Here is a 19,614-nt window from a genome sequence, read left to right on the forward strand (position 1 = left end):
CGGGCCCACCGGCGGCGGCGGAGCCGGGCGGAGCGGGGAGCGGGGATACGGTGACGAGGATCGATGATGTCGCACGCCTGGCCGGGGTCTCCACCGCCACCGTGTCCCGGGCGCTGCGAGGGCTCCCGACGGTCTCGGCCGCGACCCGGCGCCGCGTGCTCGCGGCGGCCGAGCAGCTGGAGTACGCCGTCTCGCCGAGCGCCTCGCGGCTGGCCGGCGGGCGCACCGGCACGATCGCGATCGTGGTGCCCCGGATCACCCGCTGGTTCTTCGGCACCGTCGTCGAGGCGGTCGAGAGCTTCCTCCAGCAGGCGGGCTACGACCTGCTGCTCTACAACCTCGGCGGCCGGGAGCAGATTCGCCAGCGGGTGCTGCGCACCGCCAACCTGCACAAGCGGGTGGACGCGGTCATCCTCGTCGCCACCCCGCTGCGCCCCGCCGACCTCGCCGCCCTGGCGAAGCTCGACCTGCCCGGGGTGACCATCAGCTCCGGCACGGTGGTCCCCGGCTGGCCCTGCGTACGCATCGACGACGTGGGCGTCGCCCGCAGCGCCACCCGGCACCTGCTCGACCTGGGCCACCGGCGGATCGCGCACATCAGCGGCGACCCCGACGACGAGCTCGCCCACACTACCCACCTGGACCGGCGGCGGGGGTACCGGGACGCGCTGCGCGCCGCCGGCATCGAACCGGAGCCGATGCTCGACGTCGAGTCGCAGTTCACCATCGGCGGCGGCACGCGGGCCACAGAGGAGCTGCTGCGGCGCGGCGAACCCCCGACCGCCATCTTCGCGGCCTGCGACGAGATGGCGATGGGGGCGATGACCGCGCTGCGCGACGCCGGCCTGCGGGTGCCGCAGGACGTCAGCGTGATCGGCGTCGACGACCACGACCTGGCCGGCGTCCTCGGGTTGAGCACGATCTCCCAGCCGGCGGCGGAGCAGGGCCGGCTCGCCGCGCGGATCCTGCTCGATCCGCTGCACGGCAAGTCCCTCCCGCCGACCGTCGGTTGGCGCCCCGACACGCCCGGCTCGCCGGTGATCCTGCCCACTCGACTTGTCGTGCGTGAATCGACCGCACCGCCCCGGGCACACTGACGGGGACCGCCGACGCCCGGGCGGCATCCGACCGTCCGGCTCGACCCACGGGAGAAGGCCCTGAACAGCAACCCGCCCCAGCAGGAAAGCCCCGCCGACCCGGCCACCGGTTGGTGGACCAGGGCCACCATCTACCAGGTCTATCCGCGCTCCTTCGCCGACTCCGACGGCGACGGCATCGGTGACCTGCCCGGCATCACGGCCCGCCTGGACCACCTCGTCGAACTCGGGGTGGACGCTCTCTGGCTCTCGCCGTTCTACCCGTCCCCGCAGGCGGACGCCGGGTACGACGTGGCGGACTACCGGGACGTGGACCCGCTCTTCGGCACCCTCGCCGACGCCGACCGGCTGATCGCCGGGGCGCACGCGCGCGGGCTGCGGGTCATCGTCGACCTGGTGCCCAACCACACCTCGTCGGCGCACCGGTGGTTCACCGCGGCGCTCGCCGCCGCCCCCGGCAGCCCGGAGCGCGACCGCTACGTCTTCCGCGACGGAGCGGGCTCCGACGGCGCGCAGCCCCCGAACGACTGGACCAGCGTCTTCGGCGGACCGGCGTGGACCCGCGTCACCGAGGCCGACGGCCGCCCCGGCCAGTGGTACCTGCACCTGTTCGACGCGGGCCAGCCCGACCTGAACTGGGACAACCCCGAGGTCCGGGAGGAGTTCCTGGGGGTGCTGCGGTTCTGGCTCGACCGGGGCGTGGACGGCTTCCGGGTCGACGTGGCGCACGGCCTGATCAAGCAGGCGGACCTGGCCGACTGGCAGGAGCCGCAGGAGATTCTCTCCGGTCAGGAGATCGACAAGCCGCGCCCGCCGATGTGGGACCAGGAGGGCGTGCACGACATCTACCGGGACTGGCGGCGGCTGCTGGACGGCTACCCGGGCGAGCGGATCCTGGTCGCCGAGGCGTGGGTCGAACCGGCCGAGCGGCTGGCCCGCTACGTCCGGCCGGACGAGATGCACCAGGCCTTCAACTTCGAGTACCTGCTCGCGGCGTGGACGGCCCCGGCCCAGTACGCCGTGATCACCCGCTCGCTGGAGGCCACCGACGCCGTCGGCGCCCCGACCACCTGGGTGCTCTCCAACCACGACGTGGTCCGGCACGCCTCCCGGCTGGGGCTCCCCGTCGGCAGCAAGCGTCCCAACGGCATCGGCATCGGCGACCCGCAGCCGGACGCCGCGCTCGGCCTGCGCCGGGCCCGGGCGGCCACCCTGCTGATGCTCGCGCTGCCCGGCTCGGCCTACCTCTACCAGGGCGAGGAGCTGGGCCTGCCGGAGCACACCACGATGCCCGACGAGGCCCGGCAGGACCCGACCTGGGTCCGCAGCGGGCACACCGAGCGGGGGCGGGACGGTTGCCGGGTGCCGATCCCGTGGGAGGCCGACGCCCCGTCGTACGGCTTCGGGCCGACCGACGCGAGCTGGCTGCCGCAGCCGTCGCTCTGGGCGGAGTACGCCCTGGACCGGCAGCGCGACGCGCCCGGCTCGACGTACGAGCTGTACCGGGCGGCGCTGCGGCTGCGCCGCGAGCACCGGCTCGGCGAGGGCACGCTGGAGTGGCTCGCCTCGGGCGACGAGGTGCTGTCGTTCCGCAACGGCGGGCTGACCGTGCTGACCAACTTCGGCGACGCGGCCGTGCCGCTGCCCGCCGGGACCGAGCTGGTGCACGCCAGCGCCCCGCTGGACGCCGACGGCGCCGTACCCACCGACGTGACGGTCTGGGTCCGGCCGGCCTGACCCCGCGGCTGAGGTCCCCGGGCGACGCGGCGCGTGGCCCGGGGACCTCACAGCCGGTCGGCGCGGTCGTGCAGCAGGTCCCGCACGGCGGCGATGTCCCCCGGGGAGGTGCGCGAGGCCAGCCAGTACATGACGCCGGTCGGGATGAAGAAGAGCTGGGAGGCGGCCAGCCCGACGGCGTAGTTGAGCGGCGGCGGGAAGGCCCCCCGCAGGGCGTGGAAGGCCGCCCCGACGAGTCCGTTGCCGGCCGCCCGGCCGACGCCGTTGACCAGGTTGCCGAGGCTGTAGACGGTGCCCCGGTGCTCGGGCGGGTTGACGTCGGCGATCAGGGCGAACCAGTTCGGCGAGTTGGCCGAGGTGAGCGCCAGCGCCACCACGGCGGTGAGCAGGCTCAGCCCGACCGTCGGCTCGGTGAACACGCTCGCCAGCACCGCCCGCACCACCGACCCGGCGCCGGCGCCGTCCGGCACGTCGATGCGTACCGGCACGAAGAAGAGGACCAGGTAGAACGGCAGCGCCGCGAGGATGCCCACCGCCGCGACCAGCGCCCGGCCCCGGGGCGTACGCCGTTGCAGCGCGTCGCCGACCAGCCCGCCCACGATGGAGAGCACCCCGCCGAGCTGGAACAGGGTGGCGAAGACGCTGCCCACGACCACGGCGGTGGCGGCGGAGTAGCCCTGGTCCTCGGCCCGCTCGGCGAAGAGCACCGGCAGCCAGACCAGCGACCCGAAGGCCGCCTGCGCGGTGAGGCCCTGGAGGATCAGCCAGCGGTTCGTCCGCCGGCCCAGGATCCTCGGCAGGTCCGCCCGGCTGATCCGGTAGTCGTACTCGGCGCCGGTGGCGAGCGCGTCGGCCAGCTCCGGCTCGCTCTGCCCGCGCCGGATGTCGTAGGTGAAGAGGTAGGCGACGGTCGCCGCCAGCCCGACCACGGTCAGCACCAGGAACGGCCGCCGCCAGTCGGCCGCCCCGAGCAGCCCGCCGACCAGCGTGCCGGCCAGCGTGCCGACGCCCTGCGAGAGCCCCCAGAAGCTCATCACCAGACCTCGGCGGCGGGGCGAGATCAGGTCGGTGACGACCGAGAAGCCGACCGACCCGACCGCCCCGAGCCCGACCGCGGCCAGGATCTGCGCGGCCAGGAAGGCCGGATAGTTGGCCGCGACCGCGCTGCCGCCCGTGCCGAGCGCCCAGATCAGTGTGCCGATCACCAGCAGCGGCCTGCGGTTCGCGCGGTCGCCGACGTACGCCCAGCCGACCGCGGCCACCGCGCTGGCCAGGAAGCTCGCGGCGGTGACCAGGCCGAGCAGCCGCCGCGGCACGTCGAAGGCGTCGGAGATGGGCCCGTACAGCGGGGGGACCAGGCCGATCGCCACGTTGTCGAGCGAGGCGAGCAGCACGAAGACCACGACGCTGTAGAACCGGCGCGCGGCCGCCCCGCCCCGCGCCCGCCCGGGCCCGCCCCTGGTCAAGGTCATGTGCGGCAGCCAACCAGGGTCAGGTCACGAGCGGGTGACGACGCGCGGGCGGGCCGGGCCGCTCAGAGGTAGCCGCCGATCGCGGGCGGGACGGCCGGCGTGGCCGGGGCCCCCGCGCGCAGCGCGTACAGCTCGGCGAGGGTGGCGCCCTGCGGCGGCACCCCCGCGGCCGTGCCCAGCCAACCGGTCGCCTCCTCGTACGACAGCGGGCCCACCTCGATCCGGGCCAGGCAGCGCCCCGGGCGGACCACCGCCGGGTGCAGCCGGGACAGGTCCTCGTTCGTGGTGATCGCGACGAGCACGTCACGCCCCTGCCCGAGCAGCCCGTCGGTGAGGTTGAGCAGCCGGGACAGGGCCTGGCCGGCGGCCTGCTTCGCCTCGCCCCGGATCAGCTCGTCGCAGTCCTCCAGGATGAGCAGCCGCCAGCGGCGGCCCGGCCCTTCCTCGCCGTCCTCGTCCCCGACCGCCACCTCGGACAGGTACGCCGTGTCCGCGAAGAGGACGTCCGGGTCGAGCACGGCGTCGACCTGGCACCAGTCGCGCCACTGCCGGGCCAGGGCGCGCAGCGCCGTCGTCTTCCCCGTCCCGGGCGCCCCGTGCAGCAGCACCAGCCGGCCGGAGAGGTGCTCCGGGGTGGTGGCCATCAGCGCGTCGAGCCCGCCGCGGGCGGCGGCGGCGTAGTTCGGCCGGATCCGCGCCCACTCCGGCGCGGCGATGGCGCGTACGTCGCGCTGGCTGCCCCGGCGGGGGTTCTGGTGCCAGAAGCCGATCCGCCCGGCGCCCGGGTCCTCCGGTTCGGCGGCGTCGTCGACGATCCGGCCGAGGGCCGAGCGTCCCACCTCCTCGGAGACCGCCGTGACCGTCACCTCCGCGCCGCGCCCCTTCCAGGTGACCACCCGGGCCGTCCAACCGTCACCCGCCAGCAGGCGGGACCGCTGCCGGTTCTCCACGGCCGTGCGCAGCAGCCGCCCGTCCGGGGCGGTCAGCGGCGCGTCGGGGCGCACCCGGGAGAGCCGGACGGTGTGCGACCACGGATGCCGGCCGGTGACGAAGTCCGCCAGGACCAGCGCGTCGATGACGTCGCAGGGGGTGTCCGCGTCGTCGTACTGGAGCATGGAGGGGATGCCGGTGCCGGGCGCCTCGTCCGCTTCGGGGGTGGTTCGCATCCGTCGATGATCCCGAGCCGGCGCGGGGCCGTACAGTCCTTTACCCCGCCACCGCGCCGAGCCGGTCGAGGAAGTGCCCGCGGGCCGCCGCGTACCGCTCCCGGATGGCGGGGACGGGGACGGCGTCGTACTCCTCGGTGCCCGCCACGGACCACGCGGGGGGCGCCGCCCCGCCCAGGGCGACCCAGGCGGCCTGGCGCGCGGCGCCGTCGGCCACGTACTCCCCGGGCGGCGGGGCGACCACCGGCACCCCGAGGACCTGCGGCGCGATCCGCCGCACCGCCGCCGAGCGCGCGCCCCCGCCGACCAGGATCACCCGGCGCACCGTGGCGCCCTGGGCGGTGAGCGCGTCGAGGCCGTCGGCGAGGGCGCAGAGCAGCCCCTCGACGGCCGCGCGCGCCAGGTGGGTCGCCGTCGAGTTGCGCAGGGTGAGCCCGTGCACGGCACCGGACGCCAGCGGCCGGTCGGGCGTCCGCTCGCCCTCCAGGTAGGGCACCATGACCAGCCCGTCCGCGCCGGCGGGGGCGGCGAGCGCCAGCCCGGCCAGCTCGTCGAGGTCGACCCGGAGCATCGACGCGGCGGCGTCGAGCACCCGGGCGGCGTTGAGCGTGCAGACCAGGGGCAGGAAGCGGCCGGTGGCGTCGGCGAAGCCGGCGACCGTGCCGCTCGCATCGGCCGCCGGGGCGTCTGCGACGCTGAACACGGTGCCGGAGGTGCCGATCGACACGACCACGTCGCCGGGGCCCGCGCCGACGCCGAGCGCGGCGGCGGCGTTGTCCCCCGTGCCGGGACCGAGCGCCGCCCCGTCGGGCAGGCCCCGGAGGGCGTCGGGGCGCACGGCGCCGGCCCGCTCCGCCGGCCCCAGCACGGCCGGCACGTGCGGCCGCCGGCCGAACGCCCGCTCCAGCAGGTCGAGCCGGTAGTCGCCGGTGGACGGGGACCAGTAGCCGGTGCCGCTGGCGTCGCCCCGGTCGGTGCGCAACGCCGACAGGCCCGGCGCGCCGGCCAGCCGCCAGGTCAGCCAGTCGTGCGGCAGGCAGACCGCCGCCACCCGGGCCGCGTGCTCCGGCTCGTGCCGGGCCAGCCAGCGCAGCTTCGTGACGGTGAAGCTGGCCACCGGCACGCTGCCCACCGCCTCCGCCCAGAACCGCCGGCCGGGCTCCCCGCCGCCGGCCTCCTCGACCAGCTCGGCGGCGGCCCCGGCGGAGCGGGTGTCGTTCCACAGCAGCGCCGGCCGGACCACCTTGCCCGCCTCGTCGAGGCAGACCATGCCGTGCTGCTGCCCGGCGACGGAGACCGCCGCCACGTCGGCCAGCCCGCCCGCGGCGTCGACCGCCGCGCCCAGCGCGGACCACCACGCCGCCGGGTCGACCTCGGTGCCGTCCGGGTGCGGCGCCCGGCCCTGCCGCAGCAGGGCGCCGGTCTCCGCGTCCCGGACGACGACCTTGCACGACTGGGTCGAGGAGTCGACCCCCGCGACGATCGCCATCTGCGCCGGCCTCAGCGGGCGCCGAGCAGGTGCTCGACGGCGAGCTGGTTGAGCCGGACGAAGCCGAAGCCCCTCGCGGCGGCGGTGTCGACGTCGAACTCCTCGAAGGCGGAGGTGTCGGCGAGCAGCTCGGCGTGGCCCTCCCCCGGCGCCAGCGTCGGCGTGCCCAGCTCGGCGACGCGGCTGGCGGCCAGCGCCTCGGCCACCTCCGGGTCCGCCCGGAACGCCGCGGTCCGCTCCTTGAGCAGGAGGTACGTGCGCATGTTGGCCTCCGCCGACGCCCACACGCCGGTCATGTCCTCGGTGCGCGAGGGCTTGTAGTCGAAGTGCCGGGGGCCGTCGTAGGCGGGCCCGCCGCCGGGGGCGCCGTGCTCCAGCAGATCGACCAGGGCGAACGCGTTGAGCAGGTCGCCGTGGCCGAAGACGAGGTCCTGGTCGTACTTGACGCCACGCTGGCCGTTGAGGTCGATGTGGAACAGCTTGCCCTGCCAGAGGGCCTGCGCGATGCCGTGGGCGAAGTTGAGGCCGGCCATCTGCTCGTGCCCCACCTCCGGGTTGAGGCCGACGAGGTCGGGCCGGGCCAGGGTGGAGATGAACGCCAGGGCGTGCCCCACGGTGGGCAGCAGGATGTCGCCGCGCGGCTCGTTCGGCTTGGGCTCGATGGCGAAGCGCAGGTCGTAGCCGGAGTCGACGACGTACTGGCAGAGCAGGTCGACGGCCTCCCGGTAGCGCTCCAGCGCGGCCTGGACGTCCTTGGCGAGGTCGTACTCGGAGCCCTCCCGGCCGCCCCACATCACGAAGGTGCGGGCGCCGAGTTCCGCGGCGAGGTCGACGTTGCGCAGCACCTTGCGCAGCGCGTACCGCCGGACGTCGCGGTCGTTGCTGGTGAAGCCGCCGTCCTTGAACACGGGGTGGGTGAAGAGGTTGGTGGTCACCATCGGCACCACCAGGCCGGTCTCGTCGAGGGCCTTGCGGAACCGGGCCACCTGCTGGTCCCGGCTGGCGGCGTCGGCCCCGAAGGGCACCAGGTCGTCGTCGTGGAACGTGATCCCGTACGCCCCCAGGTCGGCGAGCCGGTGCACCGCCTCCACCGGGTCGAGCTCGGGGCGGGTGGCGTCGCCGAACGGGTCGCGGCCCTGCCAGCCCACCGTCCAGAGGCCGAAGGAGAACTTGTCGGCGGGGGTGGGACGGGGTGCCATGGCGGACCTCCGAGGGTGTCGTCGGCTATTTGTTCAGTGGTTGAATTATTTGGCGGGCCTGTGGCAGTGTCAAGGGGTGACCCGACCAGACGCCCCGCCCGGGGCGGTACGGCAGGGCAGCCTGCGCGAGTGGAACCTCGCCGTGGTGCTCGGCCGGATCGCCGCCGCCGACCGCCCGCCCTCCCGGGCCGGGCTGGCCGCCGGCACCGGCCTCACCCGCGCCACCGTCTCGGCCGTGGTGGAGGATCTGCTGGCCGGCGGGTTGGTCGCCGAGGCGGAGCCGACGCCGCGGACCGGCGCGGGACGGCCGTCGCGGGGCCTGGTGCTCGCCACCGACGGCCCGGCCGGGCTCGGCCTGGAGGTCAACGTCGACTATCTGGCCGCCTGCGTGGTGGACCTCGCCGGCCGGGTCCGCCACCACACCGTGCTCCGCGCCGACCTGCGGCCGGCCTCCCCCGCCGAGACCCTCGCCCGGCTGGCCGACCTCGCCGCCCGCGCCCGCGCCGACGCCGCCCGCGAGGGGCTCACCCTGGCCGGCGCGGCCCTCGCGGTGCCCGGACTGGTCGACGACGCCGGCCTGGTGCGCCTCGCGCCGAACCTGGGCTGGCGCGACGTGCCCGTTCCCGCGCTGCTCGCCGCCGGGCCGCCGCTGACCGCCCACGTCGACGGCGTACCGCCGCTGGTGGTCGACAACGAGGCCAACCTCGCCGCGCTGGGCGAGCTGCACGCCGGGCCGGCGGGTCCGGCCAGCTTCCTGCACGTCTCCGGCGAGGTCGGCATCGGCGCCGGGATCGTGCTCGACGGGTCCCTGTTCCGGGGCGCGCGCGGCTGGAGCGGCGAGATCGGTCACATCCCGGTCCGCCCCGACGGTCCGCCGTGCCGGTGCGGCGGCCGCGGCTGCCTGGAGACGTACGCCGGGCAGGAGGCGATCCTCGCGGCGGCCGGCCTGGGCGGCGCGGACCTTCCCGCGGACACCGCGACGACCCGGCTGGCCGAGCTGGCCGGGGGCGGCGAGCCCGCCGTGCTGCGCGCCCTCGCGGAGGCCGGGACCGCCCTCGGGGTCGCCGTCGCCGGCGTGGTGAACCTGCTGGACCTGGACACGGTGGTGCTCGGCGGCGGATACGCCCCGCTGGCCCCGTGGCTGCGCCCGCCGGTGCTCGCCGAGATCTCCCGGCGGGTGCTCACCGCGGCGTGGTCGCCGGTGATCGTCCGCCCGGCGGCCCTCGGCACCGCCGCCGCGGCCGTCGGCGGGGCCGGTTCGGTGGTACGCCGGGTCCTGGCGCGCCCGGCCGGCTGGCTGGCCCGCCCGGCCTGAGCCGACTTCCCGCGCTGTCGGCGCCGTCCCGCCTCGGTACGCTTGTCCGAGGCAAGGACCCCCATCCGAGGAGCGCGCTGCCAGCATGCGGACAGGTCGACAGACCGGGGCACCGGGCGAGCGACGGTGACCACCGCCCGCCGGGGCGGTGTCGCGGGCCCGGCCGGTGGCGGGCAGCCTCTCCGCTCGCCCACCCGCCAGCCCTCGGGCGCCGCGCCGCCGGTTGATCCCCGGCTCACCCTCGAACTGCTCGACGGGCTCGCCGAGGCGGTCGTGACGACCGACGACGCCGGCGTGGTGACGCTGGTGAACGCGAAGGCGGTCGAACTCCTCCCCGAGGTCGTGCCCGGCACGGGCCTGGCGGCCTGCCCCGTACCGGCCCTGGCCGGCGCGGCGGCCGACGGGGCGGAGCGCTTCGACACCGAGCACGGCGGCCGCCGCCTACGCGGGGTGCGGCGCGACCTGGCCGCCGGCCGGCACGCCTGGTACGTACGGGACGTCACCGGCGAGCACGCGCGCGCCGAGGCGTTGCGCGTCGAGCGTTCCCGCACGGCGTTCCTCGCCCAGGCCGGCAGCCAGCTCGGGCTCTCCCTCCAGCGGGAGCAGACGCTGCGGGCCGCGGTGACGCTGCCCGTCCCCTACCTCGCCGACCTGGCCCTGGCGGTGCACCTGCCGCCCCCGCCGGCGGAGGGCCGGCCGCACTGGGTCCGGTACGCCGCCACCGACGCCGCACCGGTGACCGGGCTGGCCGAGTGGTCGCTGACCGGCTCGCTGCCCGGCCTGGCCGAGGCGCTCGCCGGCCAGCCCGCCGACCCCGGCCCCTGGCCGGACCCGGTGCGGGCCGAGTTGGCAGCCATGCTCCCGCCGACCCTGGGCCCGCCCGGCACCGTTTTGGTCAGTCCCATGCGGGGCGTCGGGCGCGGCACGGGCGCCCTGGTGCTGCTCCGTACCCCCGGGCGGGTCGGCTTCGACCGGCGGGACGTCGAGCTGGCCCGGGAGTTCGCCGCCCGGGCCGGCGCCGCCCTCGGCGCCGTCGAGCTCTACGGCGAGCAGGTCCACCTCGCCCGGGTGCTCCAGAACAGCCTGCTCCCGCCCGAGCTGCCGGCCGTGCCGGGCGCCGTCCTCGCCGGCGGCTACCGGGCGGCCGGGGACCGGCTGCGCATCGGCGGCGACTTCTACGACGTCTTCCCCCTCCCCGGGGGCGCGATGTTCGCCCTCGGCGACATCGCCGGCAAGGGCGTCGGCGCGGCGGTCCTCACCGGGCGGGTCCGCCAGTCCCTGCGGACACTGCGCCTGGTCGAGCAGCGGCCGCTGGAGTTGTTGCGGCTGCTGAACCGGGCCCTCTTCGACGCCCCCGACGCGGCCCGCCGCAGCCAGTTCACCACCCTGCTGCTCGGCACCCTCGACCCCGCGCCGGGCGGTGGGTTGACCGTCCGGATCGCCGGCGGCGGCCACCCGTCCCCGCTGCTGGTGCGCCCCGACGGCGCGGTCGCCCCGGTCCCGGTCGGCGGGATGCCGGTGGGTGCGCTCGCCGACGCCCGGTTCGCCGGGGCCGAACTCCGGCTCGCCCCCGGCGAGTCGCTGCTCGCCTACAGCGACGGGGTGGTCGAGGCGCGCGGCGGCCCCGGCGGGCAGGAGATGTTCGGCGAGGAACGGCTGCAGGCGGCGCTGGCCTCGGCCGCCGGGCTGCCCCCGGCCGCCCTGGTCGACCGGCTGCTGCGGCACGTCGACGAGTGGCTCGACGGGCAGAGCCAGGACGACATCGCGATGCTCGCGGTCGCGGCGGCGTGACCGCCGGCCGAGGTCAGGCCGTCCTGGCCACCCGTGCCCCGTCCGCCCACCCCTGCTCCGGCAGCCCCACGGAGGGCTCCACCGGCGCACCCGGCCAGGACCCGGCCGCCCCCACGGACTGCACCGACGCGTCCCGTCGCCGCGCCGCCTCGTCGAACTCCCGCATGCCCCGCAGCAGGGACTGCCGCCCGTCGGGGGTCATGTCGGCCAGGATGGCCGCCAACTGCTGGCGCCGGTCGTCGCGCAGCTCGGCCAGGAGTCGCCGGGCCTCCGGGGTGAGGTGCAGCGAGATCTCCCGCCGGTCGAACCGGCCGGGCTCCCGTTCGAGCATGCCCGCCGCCACCAGGCGGTCGCAGAGCCGGCTGGCGGAGGAGAGCAGCATGTCGAGCCCCGTGGCCAGGCGGCGCAGGTTGATCCCCTCGTCCTGCTCGACGAGCATGATGGCGCGCAGCTGGGCGCCGGAGACCCGACTCGTCGTCCGCTCCCGCGCCGCTTCCCAGACGGTCAGCAGGGCACCGGCCACCGCGTCGAGCTCGACGGCCATACTCGTCTGGGGTCCGTTGGAACCGTGCACTTCCGCCATGGTGGCCCGAGACTACCTCCGAATCCGCTGGCCCGGGCTTGTGATCAAGGAGCGACGATGAGCGAACCGGTCAACCGGGCACGGCGGGTCCTCAACGAGGCGCCAGCCGACCTCCTGCTGGACCGGATCGCCGACGTCCTGGCCGCGGGCTACGGGATCACCCGGGTGGAGTTGCTCCAGGTCGACTACCGCCTGGCGGCGCTGCTGCCGCTGACCGGCGACGAGCCCGTCACGGGGCCGGGGCATCCCGCCTGGCGGTGCTTCGACCACCAGACCCCGGTCGTCGCCGACGGCACCGGATACCTGCCGGCGTCCATGCGCGGGGAACGCCGCGGCGTGCTGGTGGTGGCCCCCGTGCCGGAGCGGCCGACCGCGCTCGACGAGCTGACCGAGGTCGCGACCGCGCTGGCCCACGAGATCGCCGCCGTCACCGACGGCACGGACGTGTACCGCTCCGCCCGGCGCAGCCGGCGGCTCACCCTCGCCGCCGAGATGCAGTGGGAGATGCTCCCCGGCCGCAGCCGCACCCGCCCTTCGTTCCGCCTCGCCGGTCAGCTGGAGCCGGCGTACGCCGTGCGGGGGGACAGCTTCGACTGGTCCGACGACGGCGCCCGGGTCTGGCTCTCGACCATCAACGGCACGGGCGAGGGGGTGGCCGCCTCGATGCTCACCTCGCTCGCCACCCACGCGCTGCGCAACGCCCGCCGGTCCGGGCTCGGCCTCGCCGACCAGGCGGCCCTCGCCGACCAGGCGATCTACGACCTGCACCGGGGCGACCGGCACCTCGCGGCGCTGCTGATGGAACTCGACCTGCGCTCGGGGGTGCTCACGGTGGTCGACGCCGGGTCGCCCCGCCTCATGCTGCTGCGCGAGGGGGAGAGCCGCGAGTTGCCGCTGGAGGCGCAGTTCCCGCTCGGCATGTTCGAGGCCACCGACTACCGGGAGCAGCGCTTCGAGCTGTGTCGCGACGACCGGCTCTTCGTGGTCAGCGACGGCGTCATCGACGCGACCGGCAAGGACGTCCGGTACGGCGAGACCGCCCTGGACCGGTTCCTGCGCCGGACCGGGCCGATGGAGCCGCTGGACGCCGTGCGTTCACTGATCGGCGACCTGCGCGCGTTCGTCGCCGGCGACCTGATCGACGACGCGGTGGTGGTGTGCCTGGACTGGACCGGCCCGCAGGACTGAGGCCACTCCCTCAGTACGCGCCGCGGCTGTTGAGCACCGCGCCGAAGGTCTTCCAGAGGATCGTCAGGTCGGCCGCGAGCGACCAGTTCTCCACGTAGTAGAGATCCAGCCGGATGCCGTCCTCCCAGCTCAGGTCGGAGCGGCCGCTGACCTGCCAGAGTCCCGTCATGCCGGGCTTGACCAGCAGCCGGCGGGCCACGTCGCCGTCGTAGCGGGCCACCTCGGAGGGGAGCGGCGGGCGGGGGCCGACCAGGCTCATGTGCCCGAGCAGGACGTTGACCAGCTGTGGCAGCTCGTCCAGCGACCACTTGCGCAGCAGCCGCCCGATCCGGGTCACCCGGGGGTCGTCGCGCATCTTGAACATCAGGCCGTCGGTCTCGTTGCGGGCGGCCAGCTCGGCCAGCAGGGCGTCGGCGTTGGCCACCATGGTGCGGAACTTGTAGACCCCGAACTCCTGGCCGCCCTGCCCGACCCGGGTCTGACGGAACAGTACCGGGCCCCGGCTGTCGATCTTGATCGCCAGCGCGACGGCGGCCAGCAGCGGCAGCAGCAGCGTCAGGGCCACCGACGAGACGGCCCGGTCGACGAAGCCCTTGACCAGCTTGCGGGCCCCCCGGAACTCGGGGGCCTCGACGTGGATCAGCGGCAGGCCGGCGACCGGCCGGGTGTGGATGCGCGGACCGGCCACGTCCGTCAGAGCGGGCGCCACCACCAGGTCGATGCCGGTGCCCTCCAGCTGCCAGCCCAGCCGGCGCAGCCGGGTCGCGGTCAGCTCACCGGAGGCCGTCACCGCGACGGTGTCCGCGCCGATGGCGGCGGCCGCCTCGGGGATGCCCCGGAACGAGCCGACCACCGGCACGTCGCCCAGCCGCTGCGCGACGGGGGCGAGCAGCGCGTCCGGGATGCAGGCACCGACCACCTGGTAACCCGCGTACGGCTCGCGGCGCAGGGTGTGCACCAGCTCCAGGACGTGTGCGGTGTCGCCGACCACCAGCACCTTGCGCGACCAGCCGGCGCCGACGGACCGTGCCCGGTGCAGCCGCTTGCGGGCGGCGAACCGGGCCGTCTCCAGGCCGACCATGCCGACGGCGAGGGAGATGGCGAGGAACCCCCGGGAGACGGCGACGTCGGCGATGTAACCGAAGATCGCGATGCCGCCCGCGAGGCGCACGCTGGCCGTGCCGACCCGGCGGTACTCGTCGGCGCCGTAGCCGAGGACACGGTCGTCGTAGCAGCGCAGCACCCGCAGCGAGATCAGCCAGACGAGGACCAGCCCGGGGGCCACCAGGATGTAGGGGATCTTCGAGCCGCCCGGGGCCTCGTCGCCGAACCGCGCCACGTAGCCGACCAGCACGGCGACGGTCAGCACGGTGGTGTCGAGCACCACCAGTGAACGTACGTAGGCGCGTTCGCGGGCGCGGGCCGGCCCGGAGCGTGCCTCGTCGGGCCTCGACGACGTGCTGGCGGGGGTCAACAGCGTCGCTGAGGTCATCGACCCTCCCCACTCCGGTCGCCGACGGCCCGCCCGCCGGGTTCGTGGCGCGGGCCGACCGTCAGGGCACCATGTCATCGTGCCCCGAGAACCATGCTCGCCCATCGCCTCGGACACATTGCCGTCACTTTTCCCGATCCCCCGGCACGCGCGGAAGGGGGCCGCGGCCCCGGGTCACGGTACGAGGGGCCCGTTTCGCCCTGCGCGGCGGCTCAGGCCGGGGCCTTGCGCAGCGCGATCGCCTTGAGGAAGATGTCGCCGATCTTCGTAGGGTCCTCGGTGACGAAGGCGCCGCCACCGGTCACGTCCGTGATCGACTTCAGCTCGGCCTTGCTCACGTCCCCGCCGATGCCGATGATCACGACCTGCACCGGCCGTTCCGGATCCTTGATCTTGTCGAGCTCGGTCAGCAGCCGCTGCTGCGTGATGCCCTTGCTGTCCTCGTTCTTGCCGTCGGTGAAGAGCACGATCGAGTTGACCCGGCCCGGCTCCCAGTTCTCCTGCACCTCCTGGTACGCCGCCAGCACCGTGTCGTAGAGGCCGGTGCTGCCGTCGGAGGAGCGGATGGAGCCGAGGGACTGCTCCAGCCTGCCGCGCTGGCGGGACAGCGGCGCGATGGGGAGGAGCTCCCGGTGGTCGCGGGGGCCGACCAGCTCGGTGGAGAAGGTCCAGAGGCCGATCGACCAGGAGTCGTCGAAGAGGTTCAGCCCTCGCCGGGCGGCCTCGACGGTGACCTGCTGCCGGGTCGCGTCGCCGGCGTTGGCGACCTTCTCCTTCATCGAGCCGGAGACGTCGATGACGGCGAGCATGCGGCCGGACTGGGTGGCGATCGACCAGCTGGAGACCGCGCGGTCCATGGCCTGCGGGTCGAGCCCGCCGGGAGCCGAGCCGCCGCCGTTGGCCGGCGGGGCCGGCGCGCCGCCGGCCGGGCTGGGTGCCCCCTGCGGCGCGGCGAAGCCCGCGCCCCAGTTGCCGTCCGGCGCGCGCAGCGCCCGGGCGGCCAGCCGGTCGCGGAAGCCGGCGGCGGTGAGCACCTCGTAGAGCACCCGCGCCGCCGAGGCCTTCGCCGGCTCGATGCCCGGCAGCACCGCGTACGGGTAGTCCAGCGGCGCGGGCGCCGGCTCCAGGTAGAGCGCGGCCAGCGGCACCGGCGGCTTCTTGCTGTTGTACTGGATCACGTCCTCTTCGGAGAGCGCCGCCGCGCCCAGGCTGCTGGCGATCGTCGTGGCGTCCGAGGCGGTCGGGAAGCGGGCGAGCAGGTCCTGGCGCAGCGCCGAGCGACCGGTGGCCAGCGCGCGCAGCGCGGCGACCTTCTCCTTCTCGGCGTCGGGGCCGCCGGAGGCGCTGGCGGCGGCGGTCAGCGAGAGCAGGCCGGAGAGCCCGGCGGCGTCCCGGGTGGGCTCGACGATGCCGGTGCGCAGCGGCTTGTCGCTCTGCACCTGCTCCAGCAGCTGGGTCCAGCTGAACTTCTTCTGCGGCCAGCCCAGCCGCGCGGCGACCGGTTCCGGCATCGCCACCACCACGGGGCTGCGCGCGATGGACGCCCCGTTGCCCGGGTCGAAGGCGGTGGCGCCACCGGTCTTGAGCCGCAGCAGCCAGGTGGAGGAGTCGGGGACCCAGACGTCCGGGCTCACCGACGTGCCGCTGGCCTGCCCGACGCCGGCCAGGGTGACGCCGTGCTTGGCGGCGACCGTGGCGGCGACGTCGACCGGGTTGGTCGCCGAGACGTTCACCGCGATGCAGGTGCCACCGACGGCGGCGCCATCCCTCACCCACTGGGCGGCGGCGTCGTCGACGGCCGGGGCCAGCTCCGCGGCGACGGCGACGGAGAGCTCGATCCGCCCCGAGCAGTCCGGTTGCGCCAGCTGCTGGTAGCCGAACCAGCCGCCGGCCGTGACGGCGAGGACGCCCACGGCGGCGGCGGCGGTGGTTGCGTGGAGACTCGTACGCATGCGATGGCGACCTGCTGACACGCTGACCATCTTGCGTACCCGCAGGTGGGACTGCCACAACCGTTCGGACGAAAGTTACGCAGAATAGTCAGTTGATCACAAAATCGTGACCCTGGGTAACCGGTTCGCCGCTGCTAGTTGATCTGTCGGGGCAAAGTGCCTGCTCAGGGCAGGACGCAGGTGGGGCTCGGCACCGCGACCGGCTCCCCCACCGGGGCCGGTACGCCGGTGGCCGGGTCCACCCGGAAGACCCGGACCATGTCGGCCCGCTCGTCCGCGACGTAGAGGTGCTCCCCGACGAGGGCGAAGTGCCGGGGCCACTCCCCGCCCGTGTCCACCTCGGCCACCAGCTCCGGCAGCTCGCCGTCGACGGTGAAGACCGCGATCGTGCCCACCCCGCGGTTGGCGACGTAGAGGAAGCGCCCTCCCGGCTCGACCGCGATCTCCGACGGCTGGACGTGCCCGGACCGGTCGCTGGCCTCGACCCGGCCCCGCTCGCGCGGCACGCCGTCGGCGGTCAGCTCGTACGCGGTGACCGATCCGTCCAGCTCCCCCGCCACCCAGCAGCGCCGCCCGTCCGGGTGCCGGGCCAGGTGCCGGGGGCCGACGCCGGGGGCGGTGCGCACCGGGGGCGCCGCGGGCACCAGCCGGCCGGCGGCGGCGTCCAGGTCGTACGGGTGGATCGAGTCGGTGCCCAGGTCGACGGCGAGCAGCGGACCGCGTCCCGGGGCGGGGACGACCATGTGGGCGTGGGCGTGGTCCTGACGCTCCGGATCCGGCCCGTGCCCCTCGTGCTCGACCAGGTCGCTGCGCTCGCCGGGCACCCCGTCGGCGTCCAGCGGGAAGACCGTCACGCTGCCGCCGCCGTAGTTGGCCACCACGAGGTGACCGCCGTCCGGCAGGACCGCCAGGTGGCAGGGCTCCGCGCCCCCGGTGGGCCGGACGCCGAGCGGGGCCAGGCCGCCGTCGGCGCCGATCCGGTACGCGCTGAGCTGCCCGTCGGGCAGTTCGTTAACGGCGTAGAGCACCGGCAGCCGCGGATGCCGGGCGAGGAAGGAGGGCGAGGGTGTGACCGCGACGGTGCCGAGCGGGGACAGCTCGCCGGAGCCGGGGTCGCGCCGGGCGGCGACGATGCCCGTGCCCCGGCCGCCGCTGTGTGCCGTGTAGCCGCCGATATGGACGATCCCGCCCTGACCTGTCACCGGTCCACCCTTCGCCGCTTCCTCCGTCGATCCCACCAGAGCCTTCCCGGTCGGGCACCTTCTTAGCCCCGAAAACCGCGCCGGATCACGCGCTCCCGGCCCGACCGCCGCCGCGCCGGGACCGCCGCGACCACCACCGCGCGGCTCTCAGGCCGCCGGCACCGGCTCGCCGCGCTGCCGCGCCACGTGCTCGACCAGCGCGATCAGCACCTCCTTGCCGGACTGCCGGTCGCGCGCGTCGCAGAGCACCAGCGGCACGTCGGGGTCGAGGTCCAGCGCCTGGCGTACGGTCTCCAGGCTGAACCGGCGGGCGTCGTCGAAGCAGTTCACCCCCACCACGAAGGGGACGCCCCGCTGCTCGAAGTAGTCGATCGAGGGGAAGCAGTCCGCCAGCCGGCGGGTGTCGGCGAGCACCACCGCGCCGAGCGCCCCGAACGCCAGCTCGTCCCAGAGGAACCAGAAGCGGTCCTGGCCGGGGGTGCCGAAGAGATAGACCTGGAGGTCGTCGTTGATCGTGATCCGGCCGAAGTCCATCGCCACCGTGGTGGTCGACTTCGCCTCGACGCCGGAGAGGTCGTCGGTGCCGATGCCGGCACCGGTCAGCACCTCCTCGGTCTGCAACGGGCGCACCTCGCTCAGCGCGCTCACCAGTGTCGTCTTGCCGGCGCCGAACCCCCCGGCGACCAGGATCTTCAGCGCGAGCGGGATCCGGGAGCCGGATCCGGGTCGGTCATAGCGCACGGAGTCCACTGACCACCGCCTTGAGGATGTCGTCGTCGGGCAGGTAGGCGGCGGCCGTCGGCTGGTGCACCGCGACGAGTCCCCGCGCCAGCAGGTCGCCGAGGAGCACGCGGACCACGCCCACCGCGAGGTCTAGATCGGCCGCCAGCTCGGCCACCGGAACCGGGCGGGCGGCCAGCTCCACCAGGCGCCGGTGCTCGGGGTGCAGTTCCGGATGGACCGCCGGGTCGGCGCCCGGCTCGGCCAGCACGTACGCGACCAGGTCGAAGCCGTCGCCGGCGGACCGGACCCGGCCACCGGTGAGGGTGTAGGGCCGCACGACCGGGCCGGCGTCGTCGTCCAGCCACTCGTGCTGCGGCCCGGGCGACTCAGCCCGCATCGGCGGCCCCCGCCGTGGATCGGGCCGGGGCGCTCAGGTTCTCGCCGACCCGGGTGACGAGCATCGCCATCTCGTACGCCACCAGGCCGATGTCCGCGTCCGCCTCGGCGACCACCGCCAGACAGGCGCCCTGGCCGGCGGCGGTGACGAAGAGGTACGCCGACTCCATCTCCACCACGGTCTGCCGGACCGCCCCGCCGGCCACGTGCCGGCTCGCGCCCCGGGCCAGGCTGGAGAAGCCGGAGGCCAGCGCGGCCAGGTGCTCGGCGTCGGCGCGGTCCGGAACGGCGGAGGAGCCGATCAGCAGCCCGTCCGCCGAGAGCACCACCGCCTGGCGGGCGGGCGGCACCCGCTCCACCAGGTCGTCGAGCAACCAGTCGAGATCGGCGCTCTGCCTCGTCGGATGCATCAGGCGTCCCTCTCAGTCGCGGTCATCGGTTCGGGGTCCGCCGGCCGCTCGGCCGGCGTCGGGCTCGGGTCCGCGGCCGTCTCCGGCGCCGGCCTGGCGGCCGCGGCCCGGCCTCGGGCGGTGCCCGACTGCAGGGCCGACATGGTCCGCCGCGCCTCCTCCGGGCTCCGCGGGGCGGGGCTGTCGATGACGGGTTGCCGCACCGTCGGCCCGTCGAGCACCGACCGGCGTCCCGGGGCGTCCCCGGCGGACGGGCGGGCGCCGGGGGCGTCCACGGCCGGTCTCCGGGGCCGGGCCACCGGCCCCCGCCGGCGCACCCGTCGGGGCAGCCCGTCGACCTCCCCGACCGCCTCGCCCGGGGGCGGGGGGCCGCCGGCGGGCTCGCCCCCCGGGGCCGGGCAA

The 19,614-nt window shown here is 75.6% G+C and carries 16 protein-coding genes and 1 pseudogene; 5 read left to right on the plus strand and 12 right to left on the minus strand.

Annotated elements, in window-relative coordinates:
• Positions 1–50 precede the first annotated feature (50 nt).
• Positions 51–1,097 (plus strand): LacI family DNA-binding transcriptional regulator, encoded by a 1,047-nt coding sequence (locus V6V16_RS21980; protein WP_334564864.1) that lies wholly within the window; start codon positions 51–53, stop codon positions 1,095–1,097.
• A gap of 60 nt (positions 1,098–1,157) precedes the next feature.
• Complete coding sequence (locus tag V6V16_RS21985; protein WP_334564891.1) at positions 1,158–2,834, plus strand: glycoside hydrolase family 13 protein; 1,677 nt, start codon at positions 1,158–1,160, stop codon at positions 2,832–2,834.
• A 47-nt stretch (positions 2,835–2,881) separates the two neighbouring features.
• Here V6V16_RS21985 and V6V16_RS21990 read toward each other — a convergent pair whose 3' ends face one another.
• The 4 genes from V6V16_RS21990 to xylA all read right to left on the minus strand — a co-directional run bounded on the left by V6V16_RS21990 (position 2,882) and on the right by xylA (position 8,160).
• Positions 2,882–4,306: an MFS transporter gene (locus tag V6V16_RS21990; RefSeq protein ID WP_334564866.1), complete on the minus strand. Its 1,425-nt coding sequence runs from the start codon at positions 4,304–4,306 to the stop codon at positions 2,882–2,884.
• A 62-nt stretch (positions 4,307–4,368) separates the two neighbouring features.
• Positions 4,369–5,472, minus strand: a complete 1,104-nt coding sequence (locus tag V6V16_RS21995) for a DUF5925 domain-containing protein (RefSeq protein ID WP_334564868.1) — start codon at positions 5,470–5,472, stop codon at positions 4,369–4,371.
• 40 nt (positions 5,473–5,512) lie between these two features.
• Positions 5,513–6,961, minus strand: a complete 1,449-nt coding sequence (xylB, locus tag V6V16_RS22000) for a xylulokinase (protein ID WP_334564870.1) — start codon at positions 6,959–6,961, stop codon at positions 5,513–5,515.
• An 11-nt stretch (positions 6,962–6,972) separates the two neighbouring features.
• On the minus strand, positions 6,973–8,160 hold the full coding sequence (gene xylA, locus V6V16_RS22005) for a xylose isomerase (protein ID WP_334564872.1): 1,188 nt from the start codon (positions 8,158–8,160) through the stop codon (positions 6,973–6,975).
• A gap of 49 nt (positions 8,161–8,209) precedes the next feature.
• Here xylA and V6V16_RS22010 point away from each other — a divergent pair, with 49 nt between their 5' ends.
• Positions 8,210–9,475 carry an ROK family protein gene (locus tag V6V16_RS22010; RefSeq protein WP_442934130.1) on the plus strand — a complete coding sequence of 422 codons (1,266 nt, stop codon included), beginning with the start codon at positions 8,210–8,212 and terminating at the stop codon, positions 9,473–9,475.
• 126 nt (positions 9,476–9,601) lie between these two features.
• Positions 9,602–11,266 carry a PP2C family protein-serine/threonine phosphatase gene (locus V6V16_RS22015; RefSeq protein ID WP_334564875.1) on the plus strand — a complete coding sequence of 555 codons (1,665 nt, stop codon included), beginning with the start codon at positions 9,602–9,604 and terminating at the stop codon, positions 11,264–11,266.
• Between the two features lie 13 nt (positions 11,267–11,279).
• Here V6V16_RS22015 and V6V16_RS22020 read toward each other — a convergent pair whose 3' ends face one another.
• The gene (locus V6V16_RS22020) at positions 11,280–11,849 is read right to left on the minus strand and encodes a MarR family winged helix-turn-helix transcriptional regulator (protein WP_334564876.1); all 570 of its coding nucleotides are present in this window, start codon (positions 11,847–11,849) and stop codon (positions 11,280–11,282) included.
• A 57-nt stretch (positions 11,850–11,906) separates the two neighbouring features.
• Between V6V16_RS22020 and V6V16_RS22025 the strand changes: the two genes are divergently transcribed.
• Entirely contained in the window at positions 11,907–13,037 is a 1,131-nt protein-coding gene (locus V6V16_RS22025) for a PP2C family protein-serine/threonine phosphatase (protein WP_334564878.1), read from the plus strand.
• 10 nt (positions 13,038–13,047) lie between these two features.
• On the opposite strand, the gene V6V16_RS22030 is transcribed toward V6V16_RS22025, so the two are convergent.
• The 7 genes and pseudogenes from V6V16_RS22030 to V6V16_RS22060 all read right to left on the minus strand — a co-directional run.
• Complete coding sequence (locus V6V16_RS22030; RefSeq protein ID WP_334564880.1) at positions 13,048–14,529, minus strand: sugar transferase; 1,482 nt, start codon at positions 14,527–14,529, stop codon at positions 13,048–13,050.
• Positions 14,530–14,741: 212 nt separating this feature from the next.
• The gene (locus V6V16_RS22035) at positions 14,742–16,502 is read right to left on the minus strand and encodes a substrate-binding domain-containing protein (protein ID WP_334564882.1); all 1,761 of its coding nucleotides are present in this window, start codon (positions 16,500–16,502) and stop codon (positions 14,742–14,744) included.
• A gap of 143 nt (positions 16,503–16,645) precedes the next feature.
• The gene (locus V6V16_RS22040) at positions 16,646–17,683 is read right to left on the minus strand and encodes a lactonase family protein (protein ID WP_334564883.1); all 1,038 of its coding nucleotides are present in this window, start codon (positions 17,681–17,683) and stop codon (positions 16,646–16,648) included.
• A 147-nt stretch (positions 17,684–17,830) separates the two neighbouring features.
• A complete protein-coding gene (locus tag V6V16_RS22045) occupies positions 17,831–18,433 on the minus strand; it encodes a GTP-binding protein (RefSeq protein ID WP_334564884.1) in 603 nt (200 codons plus the stop codon).
• Positions 18,414–18,803, minus strand: a complete 390-nt coding sequence (locus V6V16_RS22050; RefSeq protein ID WP_334564886.1) for a DUF742 domain-containing protein — start codon at positions 18,801–18,803, stop codon at positions 18,414–18,416. The genes V6V16_RS22045 and V6V16_RS22050 overlap by 20 nt, the downstream gene beginning before the upstream one ends.
• Positions 18,793–19,212, minus strand: coding sequence for a roadblock/LC7 domain-containing protein (locus V6V16_RS22055; RefSeq protein WP_334564888.1), 420 nt, complete (start codon positions 19,210–19,212; stop codon positions 18,793–18,795). Before V6V16_RS22055 ends, V6V16_RS22050 begins: the two co-directional genes overlap by 11 nt.
• Positions 19,212–19,614 (minus strand): annotated as a pseudogene (locus tag V6V16_RS22060) (nitrate- and nitrite sensing domain-containing protein); the annotation flags it as partial. The gene V6V16_RS22055 and the pseudogene V6V16_RS22060, both read right to left, overlap by 1 nt.

Origin of the sequence: Micromonospora sp. CPCC 205561, from assembly GCF_036906775.1 — a bacterium.
Classification (GTDB): Bacteria; Actinomycetota; Actinomycetes; order Mycobacteriales; family Micromonosporaceae; genus Micromonospora.

Coding starts and splice junctions, on each gene's coding strand:
- V6V16_RS21990 (WP_334564866.1), bottom strand. CDS start 4,306: ATGACCTTGACCAGGGGCGGGCCCGGGCGGGCGCGGGGCGGGGCGGCC.
- V6V16_RS21995 (WP_334564868.1), bottom strand. CDS start 5,472: ATGCGAACCACCCCCGAAGCGGACGAGGCGCCCGGCACCGGCATCCCC.
- xylB (WP_334564870.1), bottom strand. CDS start 6,961: ATGGCGATCGTCGCGGGGGTCGACTCCTCGACCCAGTCGTGCAAGGTC.
- xylA (WP_334564872.1), bottom strand. CDS start 8,160: ATGGCACCCCGTCCCACCCCCGCCGACAAGTTCTCCTTCGGCCTCTGG.
- V6V16_RS22020 (WP_334564876.1), bottom strand. CDS start 11,849: ATGGCGGAAGTGCACGGTTCCAACGGACCCCAGACGAGTATGGCCGTC.
- V6V16_RS22025 (WP_334564878.1), top strand. CDS start 11,907: ATGAGCGAACCGGTCAACCGGGCACGGCGGGTCCTCAACGAGGCGCCA.
- V6V16_RS22030 (WP_334564880.1), bottom strand. CDS start 14,529: ATGACCTCAGCGACGCTGTTGACCCCCGCCAGCACGTCGTCGAGGCCC.
- V6V16_RS22050 (WP_334564886.1), bottom strand. CDS start 18,803: ATGCGGGCTGAGTCGCCCGGGCCGCAGCACGAGTGGCTGGACGACGAC.
- V6V16_RS22055 (WP_334564888.1), bottom strand. CDS start 19,212: ATGCATCCGACGAGGCAGAGCGCCGATCTCGACTGGTTGCTCGACGAC.